Annotated in this window: 10 protein-coding genes; 2 read left to right on the forward strand and 8 right to left on the reverse strand. The window is 52.4% G+C overall.

Annotated elements, in window-relative coordinates; all coding sequences use genetic code 11:
* Positions 1-48 precede the first annotated feature (48 nt).
* Both IM700_RS04915 and yicI read right to left on the reverse strand, forming a co-directional pair.
* The gene (locus tag IM700_RS04915; RefSeq protein ID WP_193416441.1) at positions 49-1,833 is read right to left on the reverse strand and encodes a sensor histidine kinase; all 1,785 of its coding nucleotides are present in this window, start codon (positions 1,831-1,833) and stop codon (positions 49-51) included.
* A 139-nt stretch (positions 1,834-1,972) separates the two neighbouring features.
* Complete coding sequence (gene yicI, locus IM700_RS04920; RefSeq protein ID WP_193416442.1) at positions 1,973-4,291, reverse strand: alpha-xylosidase; 2,319 nt, start codon at positions 4,289-4,291, stop codon at positions 1,973-1,975.
* A gap of 133 nt (positions 4,292-4,424) precedes the next feature.
* On the opposite strand from yicI, the gene IM700_RS04925 reads away from it, so the two are divergent.
* Positions 4,425-5,330, forward strand: a complete 906-nt coding sequence (locus IM700_RS04925) for an AraC family transcriptional regulator (RefSeq protein ID WP_155605681.1) — start codon at positions 4,425-4,427, stop codon at positions 5,328-5,330.
* Between the two features lie 147 nt (positions 5,331-5,477).
* Here the strand turns inward: IM700_RS04925 and IM700_RS04930 are convergent, their stop codons facing one another.
* A complete protein-coding gene (locus IM700_RS04930) occupies positions 5,478-8,339 on the reverse strand; it encodes a glycoside hydrolase family 3 protein (protein WP_193416443.1) in 2,862 nt (953 codons plus the stop codon).
* Between the two features lie 352 nt (positions 8,340-8,691).
* On the opposite strand from IM700_RS04930, the gene IM700_RS04935 reads away from it, so the two are divergent.
* Positions 8,692-9,597 (forward strand): transposase, encoded by a 906-nt coding sequence (locus tag IM700_RS04935; protein ID WP_193416444.1) that lies wholly within the window; start codon positions 8,692-8,694, stop codon positions 9,595-9,597.
* A 181-nt stretch (positions 9,598-9,778) separates the two neighbouring features.
* Here IM700_RS04935 and IM700_RS04940 read toward each other — a convergent pair whose 3' ends face one another.
* From IM700_RS04940 to IM700_RS04960, 5 genes are all read right to left on the reverse strand, one after another.
* Positions 9,779-11,326 (reverse strand): response regulator transcription factor, encoded by a 1,548-nt coding sequence (locus tag IM700_RS04940; protein WP_193416445.1) that lies wholly within the window; start codon positions 11,324-11,326, stop codon positions 9,779-9,781.
* A 242-nt stretch (positions 11,327-11,568) separates the two neighbouring features.
* The gene (locus IM700_RS04945) at positions 11,569-12,540 is read right to left on the reverse strand and encodes a glycoside hydrolase family 43 protein (protein WP_193416446.1); all 972 of its coding nucleotides are present in this window, start codon (positions 12,538-12,540) and stop codon (positions 11,569-11,571) included.
* Between the two features lie 68 nt (positions 12,541-12,608).
* Positions 12,609-13,451, reverse strand: a complete 843-nt coding sequence (locus IM700_RS04950) for a carbohydrate ABC transporter permease (protein ID WP_155605686.1) — start codon at positions 13,449-13,451, stop codon at positions 12,609-12,611.
* A complete protein-coding gene (locus IM700_RS04955) occupies positions 13,448-14,347 on the reverse strand; it encodes a carbohydrate ABC transporter permease (RefSeq protein ID WP_193416447.1) in 900 nt (299 codons plus the stop codon). The genes IM700_RS04950 and IM700_RS04955 overlap by 4 nt, the downstream gene beginning before the upstream one ends.
* Before the next feature lie 72 nt (positions 14,348-14,419).
* Positions 14,420-15,751 (reverse strand): ABC transporter substrate-binding protein, encoded by a 1,332-nt coding sequence (locus IM700_RS04960; protein ID WP_193416448.1) that lies wholly within the window; start codon positions 15,749-15,751, stop codon positions 14,420-14,422.
* Positions 15,752-15,883 lie beyond the last annotated feature (132 nt).

The raw sequence follows: 15,883 nt of genomic DNA on the forward strand, positions 1-15,883 counted from the left end.
GGGGGGCGGCGAAATACCCGAGAGATTTCGAACAAAACCATATAATAATTAGAGATTCCCTCCGGTCGGAATCGTAAAGGTAAATTCCGTGCCGATGCCATACTCACTGACGATACGCAATCCATGCTCTTCCCCATAGGACAATACGAGTCTTTGATGGACATTTCGCAGTCCGATCCGCTTCTGCTCCGGCTCTTTGGTACCCGATATAAAGCTCGTCACCTCACGAAGGCGTTCCGTCGTCATCCCCATCCCGTTATCACGTACCGTTACCCGGACCTGTTCCTTGTCCCTTTCAATGTTCACCTCGACATGCACGCCTTCTTCCTTATCCTCGACCCCGTGGACAACGGCATTCTCGACCAGTGGCTGGATAATCAGCGGCGGTACCCGGATGGCGCTGACTTCAGGATCGATCGATAAGGTATAACTTAAGCGTTCCTCGTAACGAAACTTCTGGACTTCCAGATAAGAGCTGACCATATCCAACTCTTCCTTCAGCGGGATGCTCTCCCTGCCGACTTCCAGGTTCTTACGCATCATCTTTCCTAGCAGCCGGACCACGTTGGCGATTTCTTTATCTCCCTTCATATGGGCATTCATGCGAATAGACTCCAGCGCATTAAACAGAAAATGCGGATTGATCTGGCTGGCCATCATCTTTAGCTTGATCTCCCGCTGCGCAAGCTCCAAGGCATTGTTTTGTTCGGTTTTCTCCACAACTTGATCCATCAGTTGGCGGATACTTTCCACCATATAGTTAAACTGCCGTGACAGCTGTCCGATTTCGTCGTTGCCGTCGATCCGTGATACAACGTGAAAATCCCCCAGTGCCAACCGGTTCAAATGGCGGCTTAGCCGCAGCATCCGGTTTGTGGTCAAGAACGAAACGATATAAACAAAGATCAGTGCGATCAGCAATACGAGGGTTATGATCAAAAGTCCAATAAGGCTTACCGTATTCGCGTCTTTTACGATCGGTTCCGTCGCAAACACCGAAATGAATTTCAAGCCGTTCATGCTAGATTCCGGCGTCAAGGTGTCGATCACGAGATAAGACGGTACGCCTTGGATAGCTACTTTAAAGGTTCCTTTTTGCTGCGTCCGCAAATCGATGCCATAATCAAGATCCTCCAGCGTCTTGCCGACGAACGACGGATTTTTGGCCGCCACAACGTATCCCAAATCATCGGTGATCAGCGTCTCAAAAGGCTCCTGCTGCAGCATCCGGTTGAGTTCCTCCTGGTTCATGATGACCATGAGGACGCCGCTTTTTCGGGTTCCTTCAAATGAAATTTGCCGAACCAAGCTAAGCCGCTTCACCGGGACTTCCTGATTATCGTTGATGTAGAACCACCCGATGTCTTTGCTTTTCATCGCCTGCTTGTACCAATAAATGTCCTCGATCTCTTCGTTCATCGGGATTAGCTCCAAGTTGTTGATCAAGGTTGGATTGTCATAATAGAAACGAATCCCGGAAACCTCACGGTAAGTCCTGTCGTAGTTGCGGAAATCATCATAATCGAGGTATGCCTTCGTGAGCTCCAACACACTGGGATACCGGGTGTCCACTATCTTCTCCAGTCCCTCATCGAGCATAAAAAAATCAGAAATATCGGTCGGCACGCGGAGCATCGTGGCGGTCCGGGTCTTTACTTTCTCGACGTTGTTGGTGGTCTGCGCGATCGCACGTTCCATCGCTTGGTTGCGAAAGTAAGCGGTTACAGCGACCCCTACGATAAGGATGGGGATCATAACCACGACAATATAGGAAATGAGCAACTTATGCTTCAATCTCAGGTTGTTGGTGATGCGGACCAGTTTACCCAACAATCAGATCCCCCCTCATTAAAATGGAAATATCCCCTTCTTTAAGGGGAAAAGGGGATATTTCGGCATCCCTGACACTTACCCTTACGCCAGGGATGCCTGTCACATATTAAATTACCTAGCGGCCAAGGTCCAGGACCAATTATTTCAAAGTGATTTGCAGTTCGGTTTTGCCGCTGAAGGAAGCCACTTCCACCGCGCCGTTACTTGCCAACACCGCGCCTTGCACCGCAGCCGCTTCGTCCATGCCATGCAGCGTGACGAAGAACGGTTTGCCAGCGCCTTCGGCCGTCAATTTCACGAGCTTTCCGCTGCGAACGACGGTAACGTTGAGTTCGGCATCGCCTTTCGCATTGCGAACCGTTCGAGACAACGTTGCGCCGTCCTTGATCGCGTACAAGCCAAGCTCCACTTTGTCCGCATAATCATAATCCGGACGAACATCATTCGCTCCCGTCGCCAAAATCGAATTCGGGCGAACAAACAGCGGCAGGCTGAAGAAATCGTATTTCTCTTTGCGCCATTTGCCGCCTTCTACCGTCTGTCCGGACAGCAAGTGGGTCCATTGGCCTTCCGGCAAGTAGTACGAGACGTCGCCCTTTTCGCTGAATACCGGCGCAACGAGCAACGAGTCGCCTAGCATATATTGACGGTCCAACGTATCGCAAGCCGGATCCTCTGGGAATTCGAGGAACATCGCCCGCATCGTCGGCACGCCTTGCTGCGTCGCCTGCACGGCGGTGTCAAACATATACGGCATCAACCGGCATTTTAACTTGGTGAAGAACCGGGTTACGTCCACGGCCTCGTCGTCATAAGCCCAAGGTACGCGGTACGAGCTGCTTCCGTGCAAGCGGCTATGACTCGACAGCAAGCCGAAGGCCAGCCAGCGTTTGAACACATGCACCGGTGCCGTATTTTCGAAGCCGCCGATATCGTGGCTCCAGAAGCCGAAGCCGGCGAGGCCCAGCGATAGGCCGCCGCGAAGGCTTTCCGCCATCGATTCATAATCGGCGTAGCAGTCGCCGCCCCAGTGAACCGGGAACTTCTGACCGCCGACGGTCGCGGAACGAGCGAACAAGGCGGCTTCATTTTTGCCCAGCTTCTCTTCAAGCACTTCGAAGACGACTTTATTGTACAGGTACGTGTAGTAGTTATGCATTTTCACCGGATCGGAGCCGTCGTGGTATACTACATCCGTCGGAATCCGTTCGCCGAAGTCGGTTTTGAAGCAATCGACGCCCATGTCGACCAGTTCGCGCAAGTACCCGGCAAACCATTCACAAGCCTCTGGATTCGTGAAATCCACAAGCGCCATGCCAGGCTGCCACAAGTTCCATTGCCACACGTCGCCGTTCGCTTTTTTCACCAGATAGCCGTTCTTCTTGCCTTCTTCAAACAAACGGGAACGCTGACCAATATACGGGTTGATCCATACGCAGATTTTCAGGCCTTTTTCCTTCAGGCGTTTCAGCATACCTACCGGATCCGGGAATACGCGCTCGTCCCATTTAAAGTCTGTCCAGTGGAATTCGCGCATCCAGAAGCAATCGAAGTGGAATACATGCAACGGCAAGTCGCGCTCGGCCATGCCGTCCACGAAGGAATTTACGGTAGCTTCATCGTAATCGGTCGTAAACGAGGTCGTCAGCCACAGGCCAAAGCTCCATGCCGGCGGCAGCGATGGCTTGCCGGTCAAATCGGTATATTTGTTCAGTACGTCCTTCGGCTCCGGTCCATCGATCACGAAATATTCAAGCGATTCGCCGGGGACGCTGAATTGCACTTTTTTCACCTTTTCCGACGCGACTTCGAAGGAAACCGCCCCCGGATCGTTAACCAGTACGCCATACCCTTTATTGGTGACGTAGAAAGGAATATTCTTGTAGGACTGCTCGGAACTCGTGCCGCCGTCCTTGTTCCAGATATCGACGACTTGCCCGTTCTTGAGGAACGAGGTGAAGCGTTCGCCTAGTCCGTATACCCATTCGCCGACGCGAAGGTCAAGCTCCTCACGCATATAGGTGTTGCCGCCCGTTTCGGTGATGTGCGCCATCGATTTGGAGCCGCTGCCGGTAATCCGCTCGCTACCGCGATAGAAATCGACGGACCATTGCGGGCCTTTGTTGATACGGACGCTAAGGCTGCCGCTCTTCAGTTCGGCGTATTGTTCGTTCTCGGTGATCTCGGCATGGTCGCCGCCCTTCGCGAGCTCAAAATGCGGACCATGGTCGACCGTACCGGCAAAATGAATCAGCTTTACGCCAATGACTCCCGGCAGTGGAGAATGGAATTGCATCGTCAGTAAGGTGGTATTGATCATGTCGCCGCGGCCGCGGATCGGTGTTGTCGATGCGGAGGCGATCAAGGTATGGTCCTGAACCTGGAAATCATAGGCCTGCACCGCGGTGGAGAGCGTAAATTCGTCGCGAATCAGCCAGTTGCCATCGGTAAACTTCATTTGGGAAAACCCGCCTTTCGTCACATTGATTTTCAAATGAAAACGTTCTATACTTGCATTATACTGATACAACGAACAATAAACTAACATTATCAAGCGAAAATATAACACTATTTTGACGAGGTGAAGAGGCATGGATCAAGCGCTCCGCCGCTCCCTGAAGGAGAGCAAAAGTCACGGCAATGAACGCCTTCCGTTCGGCACTTACTGGTATCGCTACGGTCCCGGGGAACACGTCATCGACTGCCATTGGCACGACGAGGCTGAGTTTTTCTACTGCCTCGAAGGCGAAACCCTCTTTCAAGTCGATACCGACTACTTCCCGGTCCGGGCCGGGGAAGCGGTGTTTATCGATGGCGGAGACATTCACGCCGCGCATGCGCACGGCGAACAAGGCTGCGCGTTCTTCTCCCTCGTCTTCGATACGCAGCTGTTGGCCAGCGCCCATTACGACGCGGTTCAGGAGAACCTTGTCCTGCCGCTGCAAGAACGAAAAGCGACGTTCCCTCGCCATATTCAGCGAGAGGAAGCGGCAAGCCTCGCCTTACTAGAGCATATTGTAGCCATGATGCGCAGTTGCAGCACTGAATCGCCCGGCTATGAAGGCGCCGTGAAAGGACATCTATACTTGATGCTGGCGGAAACCGCGGCGACAGGCCGGGCCGTCAACCGATCCTATGGCAGCAGCCGCAGCGAATCGTCCAAGATCGACAGGCTCAAGACCGTTATCCAGCATATCCAGCAGAACTACGGTCATCCCATCCGGCTTGCGGAACTGGCGGCACTGATCCCAATGAGCGAGGGCCAGTTCTGCCGCTTCTTTAAATCGATGACCCGCCAGACACCGATGGATTACATCAATTCCTACCGAATTCGCCAGGCCGCCGAGCTGCTGCGCGAGCCGGAGCGCAAAATCTCCGATATTGCACTGGAAGTTGGCTTTGACAACATCAGCTATTTTATCCGGGTATTCCGCAAGACGATGAACTGCTCGCCTTCGGAATTCCGTAAACGGCTGCTGGCGCCGGTGGGGGTGTAGCTATTCGGTGAGCACAGCAAGTGCCGGAAATGATTTCGATTAGTTCGCATTCTTGATGCGACAAATTAGCTGGAAATAGTCCCAGCTAATTTGTCGTTTTTTATAGTTTGGCTCAAAAGAACCGGAGACATCCGGCGATTATTCCTTCTAACATAACTTGAACCAGCTGATTTGCGCTTCCCCTTGCAGATGCAGATACACATCATGCCGGCCCGACAAGCCGGTTGCGGCTTCGGCAGTTACCGTCGTCCAGGCCTGGCGTCCGCCGGTCGGCAGAAGCTTGCAACTGACCACAGCCTCGCCATCCGTGGAATCCAGGGTCACCGCGATTTCGCCGCCCTTCAAATTCCCCGATACCCGAGCTTCGAACCGGGAGGCTCCTTCTCCGAAATCGACATCGCGGAAAGCAATCCATCCGCGCTCGGATTTTAACCGGATGCTTTCGCCGCCCTCGCGGCACTCATCCAGGAAGACCTGCTCGTAATCATCGTAGTTGACCGCACGCACCGGTTCGAGCAGTGAACGCGGCGGCACGGTTTCGCCTTCCACCTGTAGTGTTGCCATCAAGGCAATGACCTCCGAAGAAGGTCCAACCATGACCGTCACTTCGCCCGACTCCACGCAATACCGATCCCGAGTCACATCCCAGAACGCCAGCTCATCCGCCTTCAGCGTAAATGTAACCCGTTTCGCTTCTCCCGGCTGAAGATGCAGGCGAGTAAAACCCTTCAACGCCTTGAGTGGACGCGGCACACGAGACTGCCCGATCCGTACGTATAGCTGCGGCACTTCATCCCCGGCCATATCTCCGGAGTTCCGCACTTCAAATGCGATCTGAACTTCACCGTCCTGACCAACCGTCGTCCGATCCAGCGTCAGTCCGCTATATTCAAACGTTGTATAGCTAAGCCCATGACCAAATGGGTAGAGGACTTCTCCGTCAAAATATTGATAAGTCCGCTTTCCTTTCATAATGTCGTAATCCTTCAATTCCGGCAGCTGGTTCACCGATTGGTACCAGGTCATATTGAGGCGTCCCGCCGGATTATAGTCGCCGAACAGCACGTCGGTTACGGCATGTCCAAGCTCTTGGGCAGCATGGGAGGTAAACAGAATCGACGGCACATGCTCGTTCTCCCAATTGACCGCAAACGGATAGCTGCCGACAGTGACGACCACGGTATTCGGATTCGCTGCCCGTACCGCTTGAATAAGCGCTTGCTGCGCTGGAGGCAGTACAATGTCAGCGCGGTCAATCGTTTCCTTCGCATTAATGAACGGGTTGTTACCCACGACGACAATCGCCGTCTCCGCTGATTTGGCCGCATGGACAGCCTTCTCGATCCCATTCTCTACGATTTCCACAACCCATTTTTCCCCTGGCAGACGGCTGTCGACCTTAATGGCATTATCAAAAACGTTCTCGCCAACCGCGATCAACCCGCCGCGCTCGTTCAGGACGATGGGCCGCCCGTTCCATGCCTTCATCTCGATCTGGCCGTCCGATGCGGGGCTAAAGTCGAATACTTCCTTCACGAACCAGCCGCTGGCTTCGTTCGCCGTTGCCGTCAGCAGACCCGAATCGGTCTCGGTCACAAATTTGCCGGTATCCACCAAACGTAGCGTGCTCGAGCCCCAGCCCCAATCGCCCCGCTCAAATACCGCCGCATCGGCCGCGTTCTCGCCGGTAGCTGCCAGAAATGCTTCCGCCCCTTCACCAGACGCGATCCGGACATATTTGCCGGTCACCGAGGAGCGCAAGCGAATCCGGTCCAAGCCCGTTCCGAACAGGACGGGGCGGTCTCCCATTTTCTCCTTCAAGCCTTGCAACGGAGTTACACGGTAAGGCGGCGTGCCGCTATACCAGTCCGTAATCGCTTCATCCGCCAGCGGCCCGACAACGGCCACCGAACTTAACGTTTGCGGCAGGGGCAGTAAGCCTTCATTCTTCAATAGCACAATCGATTCGCGAGTCGCCGCCAACGACAAGGACGCATGCTCCGGTGCGCACAGTTTGTCCTCCGGGACACGGCTGTACGGATTTCGCTCCTCCGGATCGAACTCGCCCAGCCGGAACCGGACGCGGAAGGCGTTGCGCAAGGCGCGGTCTAGGTCCGACTCGGCCAGCAAGCCTTGATCCAACGCATTTCGCAGCGCCTGGAACATGATCGGTTGATCATCCGTCATGCTGTCGATGCCTGCCTTTATGCTCCCAGCCACCGCTTCCGCGTAAGATTCCAAGTAACGGTGATCCATCACCGTCCCCATCACGTCGCCGGCATCGCCAACGACAAACCCGTCCATCTCCCATTCGCCTTTAACGATGTCGTTTACTTCATGATTGAGGTTGCAAGGCGTACCGTTAATCCCGTTATAAGCCGTCATCATTGACCCGGCCCGGCCTTCCCGGAACGTGCGTTCAAACGCTTTCAAGTAATACTCTCGCTTGTTTCGCGGATCGATGCTCACCGAATCACTGCCGCGGTCCACTTCATTGTTGTTCCCGTAAAAATGCTTTAACGTCGCTACTGCTTTATAATAAAACGGATGATCGCCTTGCAGGCCTTTCACCAGCTCGGTCGTCAACGCCCCCGTGAGGTGCGGATCTTCGCCATAGGCCTCCTCCGTCCGCCCCCACCGCGGGTCCCTTTCCATATCAACGGTTGGCGCCCAGATCGTCAAGCCGTTAACCGCCGGGTTCCGCTGAAAATACACGCGTGCCTCATCGCCGATCACAGAGCCGATTTGACGCATCAGCTCGGGATTCCAGGTACAGGCCAGCCCTGTATTTTGCGGAAAAGACGTCGCTTCCCCTAGCCAAGCTACGCCATGGGCCCCTTCCGTACCGTGTTTGTATGGTTTGACGCCGAGCCGCGGCACCTCGGTTTGAAACTGGCACATCAGCTCAACTTTCTCTTCCAGTGTGAATCGGGAAACCAAGTCATCCACCCGCTGCGCCAGTGGCAAATCGGGGTTTTGATAAGGATATTGGTACGTGCTGTTCGTCATACGATTACCTCGCTCCCATACTCTAAAATTTCGTTGTAAGCGCTTAAAAGTTATGCCCTGCTTGTTCCCGCGTGGTTTACCAACCCTATCATAGCCCGCCATTCATCCCCTGCGATACACGGAATATTAGTCATCTTTTCATATAAAAATATCGCATCGACCACACGGCCCCATAGGTACCTCACCCCTACTCTCAACGATTATCCCTTTCATTCAGAATTAGGGGTATCGGGGAGGAGTTTAAAAACAAGATCATTTTCTGGGATTTTTTTCTTGAAAACAGAACGTGTGTTTGGTATAATAAGAAAAAGAGAACGTATGTACGCATATCTTGAGTTGGAGGGATCGTACATTGGAATTAGATGCGAATACGGAGCTTCAATCTATCAACCCCCGTTTTCAAAGTGAAGCGGACTGCATTGCTGCGATCATCGCTATGAAGTGGCCCAATGGCTTCGTCTGCCCGCGATGCGCCTATACCGAGTGCACCCGTCTATCCTCCCGCCGCCTTCCTTTGTTTGAATGCGGTAGATGCGGCTATCAAGCCTCGCCCTTGGTGGGAACCATATTTGAAAGAACCCATCTGCCTTTGGTGAAATGGTTTCAAACTATGGAATTATTCCTGCTTCCCGATGGCATCTCGGCGCTGCGGTTGAGTCAGGTGATCCGGGTTACCTACAAAACCGCATGGCTCATGCTGCACAAAATCCGCCATACTCTCGGCGAATGCGATGCCCAGGAGCTGCTCTGCGGAGAGGTGAAGGTGAACTGCGATCAGTATGCGAACGATCCGTTGCGGTTTCATCCAGCCTCTCAACCTTATGCCACCGCGGTCGTCGCCGGATGCACGGTAACGGAGTCCGGCGAGCTGGAGCGGGTGAAGATTCAGCTGATATCGCATAAAAGGGGTGGCGGACAACGGGCTAACCGGCACGATCTCGCCGCGTTCATCAATAAGCAGGTCGATGTCCATACCTCTAGCATCCAGTCGTTCCCGTTGGTTTATCGGCTGTATTGGCCCTTGCGAAAAGAAATAAGAGCAGCTTGGGATTCTCTCAAAAATACGTATGTTGCCTTGGGGATAGGGCATTTGCAGACGTATCTGAATGAGTATACTGTACGCCGCCGCCTGCGCATGTCTGATTCTGAAGAGACGATGCGCCAGAAACTGCTTCAGATGTGCGTGTCCATTCCGGCGATCCCGTACCGCCAGCTAATAGAACACCCAAAAAACCCGTCCATTGCAGCAGCGGCTTAATTGACTGCTGAACTTACGGGTTAATCAGCGAACGAGAATGGTCGCTTTTATTACATTTTTTCACTCGTACGTTTCAGTACCTCTTTCTCCACTCCCTGATGCAACGGGATAATCGTCAGAAGAAAGCGGATGACCTACATCCTCCGACCCCCTAACGAGAGAGGAACGGCCCAGAGAAGCCTCAAGCATGGTTGGTCTGCTTTCGGTAGGCAGAAGGGGAAGTCCCGACATACTTGCGGAATTTGCTATGAAAATAATCGACGTTCGTATATCCGACCTTTTCAGCCACCTGGTATACCTTCAAGCCTTCCTCCAGGTAACTCTTTGCTTTCTCAATCCGCACTTTATCCAGATACGTGTTGAAATATTCGCCCGTCGTATTCTTGAACAACTTGCCTAAATAAGCGCTGTTATAGTTAAAAATACCGGAGAGTGTCTCCAGTTTGAGATTATCGCTGTAGTTCCGGTGAATGAGGTCTAGCATAATTTTGACTTCGCGGTGTTTCCCGTCTTCACCGAGTTGATTCATGATCTGCTGCAGTAGAACCTCTGCCTGCCCGTTTAATTCCAGAATGGAATAGGCCTTTTGGATCTTGGAAAAACCGTCCGAAAACTCCTTGCCGCGGCTTTGCAGCTCCGGCGACTGCTTCAGCGCCTTGCTGTATATCGTCGTCAACAGCTCAACGTAACGGTTCTTGATTTCATTCTCCATCGCGCCATCCGTCATATACGCTTCGCCCAGTTGGCGCAGCAAAGATTTCACGGCATCCTGATTGCCGATGTCTACCGCATAAAAGAGCTGTTCCCCCAGTTCTTCGGTCGACAAATCCCCTGCGTCAGCAGCCCTTCCGGATCGCTTGTCTTCCGGGGTCAAAACGGTTCCCTGATCTAGAAAAAAATGATGCCGAACCAGTTCGCACGCTGTCCGATAGGATTCCCGAATTTCCGTCAAGCAACCGACCTTCCCGCCAAGTGCCACAGAGAAACGGATCCCCGTGCCGGCCAATTCAGCCGTGAGCTCGCGATAGATCCCCCCGAGTTCAACCGATAAAAGCGGTTCTTTAATCAGGACTCCAATCTTGGCGTGAATGGCGAACACCCAACCGCGGCCGGGTTCCTCGAACAGCCGAGCCAGCGCTTTGCGGACCAGTGCATTGCCTTGGGCCTCGACGTCCCCTTCCGTTTGCGCGCTAAGCAACAAGACTTGATACACCTTACCGCTGATGCCGACTTCACTGGCCCGCTCGCATAGCGGAGCAGGATCGTCATCTTCTTCACCGGTCAGCACGGACTGTATCAGTGCTTCCCGGTTCCATTCGGTCGTGACGTGCTTCCACTGCTGGGAGGCCCTCTCCTCATCGACCGTCAGCTTGATCTTCCAGAGATAATCCTTCAGTTCATCCTCATCCACCGGCTTCAGCAAATAACCGTCCACACGCTGGGTCATCGCCTTCTTAGCGTAACTAAAGTCCGCGTACCCGCTAAGTATCAAAATATGCAGGAGCGGATCCTGCATTCGGAGCTTTTCGATCAATTGCAACCCGTCCATACCAGGCATACGGATGTCAGCCACCACCAGGTCGGGTTGATATCGTTGAAATTTATCCAGTGCTTCGTTCCCGTTCGCCGCTGTATCCACAACTTCGTAGCCACAGGCTTCCCAATCGATGAACGTACGTAGGCCTTCTCTGAGCTTGGGTTCGTCGTCAACAATAAGCACTTTAATCATTAGGCATTCCTCCGACCGGAAAAAAAGTTTCGTTCTTCCAGTTAGTAAGAGTAATAAAGCGTTTACAATTAATTATATTTCAATTTTTGCTTCTTCCACAAACATTATTCTGTTGACTTGTTGCACTATTTTGATGCATAGAAACGAAAAGCTGCTCCTTCTCATCGTTGGATGAGCCTAGAGCAGCCTTTTTCCTGAATTGATCAAACCCGCCGCAAGGACTTGGGTTCAACAGATTTGCCCTAATTCCCCTTAAGGGAAGAGTCCGGCACCGGCACACCGAAATTGGGCGTACCATCTTCGTTCCATTCCAGAAACTGAGCCCGCGTATGCCGGTTCGGGTCATACAGCGGATCGCCGACGATCTCCCTGTAATTGCGGGCATGATAGACCAACACGTCACGCCCGTCTTCCGAGACGGTAAAGCTGTTGTGTCCCGGTCCGAACTGACCGGCAGCCTCATTGGAGACGAACACCGGGATCGGCGATTTCATCCAGGAGTCGGAGTCCAGCAGATTTGCAGATGCATCCGCGGAAAGCAAACCTATGCAATAATGATGGTTCGTTGCACTAGCCGAATAGCTGATGAAAATACGCCCATTCCGTTTTAGTACCGCCGGTCCTTCGTTTACTTTAAAACCGATGGTTTCCCAGTCGAATTCGGGCGTAGAGATCATGACTTGTTCTCCAATCAGCGTCCAAGGATTGCTCATTCGGGAGATGTAGAGATTGGAGTTGCCTTCAATCTTCGGGTCCTTCTGTGCCCAAACGTAATAACGTTCCCCCTGATGCTCGAACATCGTTGCATCCAGCGCAAACGACTCCCATGACGTGCGAACCTGTCCTTTCTCTTGCCATATGCCTTCGAGCGGATTGGCTGAAGGGTTCTCCAGCACGTACATCCGGTGATCAAATAACCCCTCGTTCGTCTCGGTCGTTCGCGCCGCGGCAAAATAGATATACCATTTCCCTTCGATGAAATGGAGTTCCGGCGCCCAGATGTTGGCGCTCAACGGACCGGATTCATATTTACGCCAGGCCACGACCGGCTCGGCCTCCCCCAATCCTTGCAGCGTCGTCGATCGCCGGATTTCGATCCGGTCGTACTCGGGTACCGAAGCCGTAAAGTAATAATAACCGTCCTGATGCTTGTAAACCCACGGATCCGCCCGCTGCTCCACGATCGGATTCAGATACTCCTGCTTGTGACTCATCTCGGTTTCTCCTTCTCCTTCTAGTATTTGGATTTCATGCCGGCCTGCTTCTCGGCTTTATTTCCGATCTAGCCTTTGACCGCTCCCGCTGTCATCCCATCGATAAAATATTTTTGGAAAGCGACGAACAAGATAAAAATCGGAATAATGGAGAAAAACGAACCTACTATCAGCAAATCATAGTTGTTGCCGTAAGGGGTTAGCAGCGTCTTTAACCCGATCGGCAACGTATATTTGTTCGCGTCGCTCAGGACCATAAACGGCCACAGGAAATTATTCCAGCTGTTCATGCCGTTCAGGATTGCCATCGCCGCAAAAGAAGGCTTCATGATCGGCAGGATCAGCCGCACGTAGATCCCGTACTCGCTTGCCCCGTCAACGCGGCCGGCCGCGATAATTTCCCGGGGAATTCCCCGCAGATATTGTCTGAAGAAGAAGATGGTCGCTGCGCTGGCGATCCCCGGCAGTATGATGGCCGAGTAGGAATTCATCAGCCCGATATCGTAGGTCAACGTATACAGCGGCAGCAGCAGAATTTCGAACGGAACCATCATGATCAGCAGCACGCAGACGAACAGGACGTTTTTCCCCTTAAATTCATAAGCCGAAAACCCGTACGCCACTGTAGCGCTGACCAACAGCGTCAATACCACCTGTATGACTGTCAGCAACAGCGAGTTGAAGAACCACATAAAATAGGAATGATTCCCTGTGAACAAGTAAACAAAGTTATCAAAGCTCATGGCAGGCAGATCAAACCGCAAATTGAGCCCGTACCGGATCAAATCCTCGCCAGGCTTAAACGAAGCTAGCGTTACGGCGTAAAATGGCAGAAGGATCAGTACGCACAGGAAGGCAAAAAACAGGAACAAGACGATTTTGATCGGCAAGCCGCGGGTTGATTTCGTCATACTTCCTCCTCCTTCTTAAACATACCGGTAAAGGCCAGCTGCGTGAGGTTAATGACCATCGTAATGACGAGAAGTACGATACCGACGGCAGCCGCATACCCCAGGTTGTTCTTCTCGATCCCTTGGCGGTATAAATAGCCAACGATAGTTAACCCGATGTTCTTCGGAGAATTGTTGCCGTTCCAGAGCATCATGCTTTCGATGAACATCGCCAGGCCGGCATAAATACTGATCGTCAAAACATAAATCGTTGTCGGCTTCAACAGCGGCATCGTGATCTTCATAAATCGCTGGATGGGTGAGGCACCATCGATCGAAGCAGCTTCGTAATATTCGTCAGGAATATTCTTAAGTCCGGATAGGAAATAGAGCATGTTCACCCCGGTCCATCGCCAGGTCGCCAGGGCTAATAAAGCAATGAAGCCGGTGGTTTGCCCTTTCAGGAACTTAATGGGCTCCACGCCAAATAATCCGAGGAAGCTATTGATCAAGGAACCTTCCATTTCCCCGAACATCAGTCGAAAAATGGTCCCGGCCACCACGACCGAGGTCAATGCCGGGAAGAAAAATGAGGACTTGAAAAACTCCCTGGCCCACATGAACTTGTTGTTGATCAATACGGCAAACAGCATCGGAAACGGAATCAGAATCACTAAAGTCAAGACCATATAGATGGCGCTGTTACCAACCGCTTTGAGGAAAATACCGTCCCCCATCAATTTCTCGTAATTGTCCATTCCGATCCACGCCGCTTCCTGCCCCAGGGTCACTTTCTGAAAGCTCATCCCGAAGGAGCTGGCCAGAGGATACACCCAAAAGATGAGGAACACGAGCACAAACGGAAAAATAAATACGTAAGGTGCTACTTTTTGTGAGTATAGGAATTTTTTGACCATCGCCCTACCCCTTTTTTTAAACAGAGCTACTCCGGATGGAGTAGCTCGCTGTTTATTTTTGCAGATTTGGGATTACTTCAGTTCCTGCTCGATTTGCGCTTGCGCATCGTCCAAAGCCTGCTTGATATCCTTGCCGTCTTCAAATATTTCGTTTAACGTGACCGTACAGAGCACGTTGTTGATCGTTGGCGACGCCGAAGTCGATTTGATGAGTCGAATTTCGTCCTTGATATCGGCCAGCACGTCAAATGGATTGTTCACGAAATATTGAACGAACTGGTTATCCGGGTTATGGGTAACGTCCTTCATTTCCCATACATCCATGTTGACCGGGTCGAAACCCAACGTATTCCAGATCTCAATATTGGCATCCTCCGACAGTTTAGCGAAAGCCAAGAAATCCTTCGCCAGTTGAACATCTTTCGCCGTCTTGGTCACAACGGTTCCGGTTCCTCCGCCGCCGACCGACCGAGGCATCCCTTTCTCGATGACCGGGATCGGTGCGATCGCGATCTTTCCGGATAAATCCTTCATATAGTTCGTGTATCTGGACATTTGCCACAGCGGCATGAAAGCGGTCGCATAGTTCCCTGCGTTAAACTCCCCGTACGCTTCTTCCGTATCCGGCTGCCCGCCGGCGATCGTGGCGATGACATTGTTGTCCTGTAGGTCTTTCAGCAACGTGAGCGCCTTGACCATCGCTTCCGAATTGACGACCGGGTTCCCGGCGTCGTCCGTAAAGTCCGTCCCTTGCTGCGCCAGCAGCTGGGAAGTTTGCCACGTTGCGCTCGTATCGGCGGTCCCCATGTATTTCCCGGTTTTCTCATAAACTTGGATCCCGGCTTTTTTATAATCATCCCATGTGACGATCGTCTTGTAATCCACCCCGGCCGCTTCCAAAATTTCCGTATTGTAAAAAGCGACCGAAGCGCCGACGTGGGTCGGAATGCCGTAATTCTTACCGTCCTTGCTGTAAAGGTCGATTCTGGATTTGACGATCGTGTCTCGGTACGGGTCGATGACGTCGTTCAATTCGACCAACTGCGGCGTCCCGGCCAAGAAATCCGGGAACTTGCCCAGCTCGATATCGGCGATATCCGGAGCGCCGACGCCCGTCTGCACGGCAATCGATAATTTGTTATGCATATCATCGTAAGGCATCACGGTGACGTTCAGCTTAATTTGCCGATCCGGATTCGCGACGTTCCACTTCTCCAACATCTTTTCAAAATGCTGTCCATGCAGTTCTACGAATGTCCAATAAGAGAGTTCTGTCGCACTTTCACCAGCACCGCCGTCCAGCACGGAGGTTTCCCCTCCGGCCGTCGTCGACGCCTTGCCGCAGCCCCATAACCAGGTAGCCATCGTTAATATCAAGAGCACTATGAATCCTTTTTTCTTCATCCTTGACCCTCCCTGACAAAATAAAATCTACACACTCCATCTACAGTCTGTTTCTCTCACTTCTAGTCAACCCGTTGGTCAATCAATGACCCTAAGAAGCGCTCACCTGTTGTGCATAGCTCATGTTGTCAT

Origin of the sequence: Paenibacillus rhizolycopersici (assembly GCF_014947195.2) — a bacterium.
GTDB classification, from domain to species: Bacteria; Bacillota; Bacilli; order Paenibacillales; family Paenibacillaceae; genus Fontibacillus; species Fontibacillus rhizolycopersici.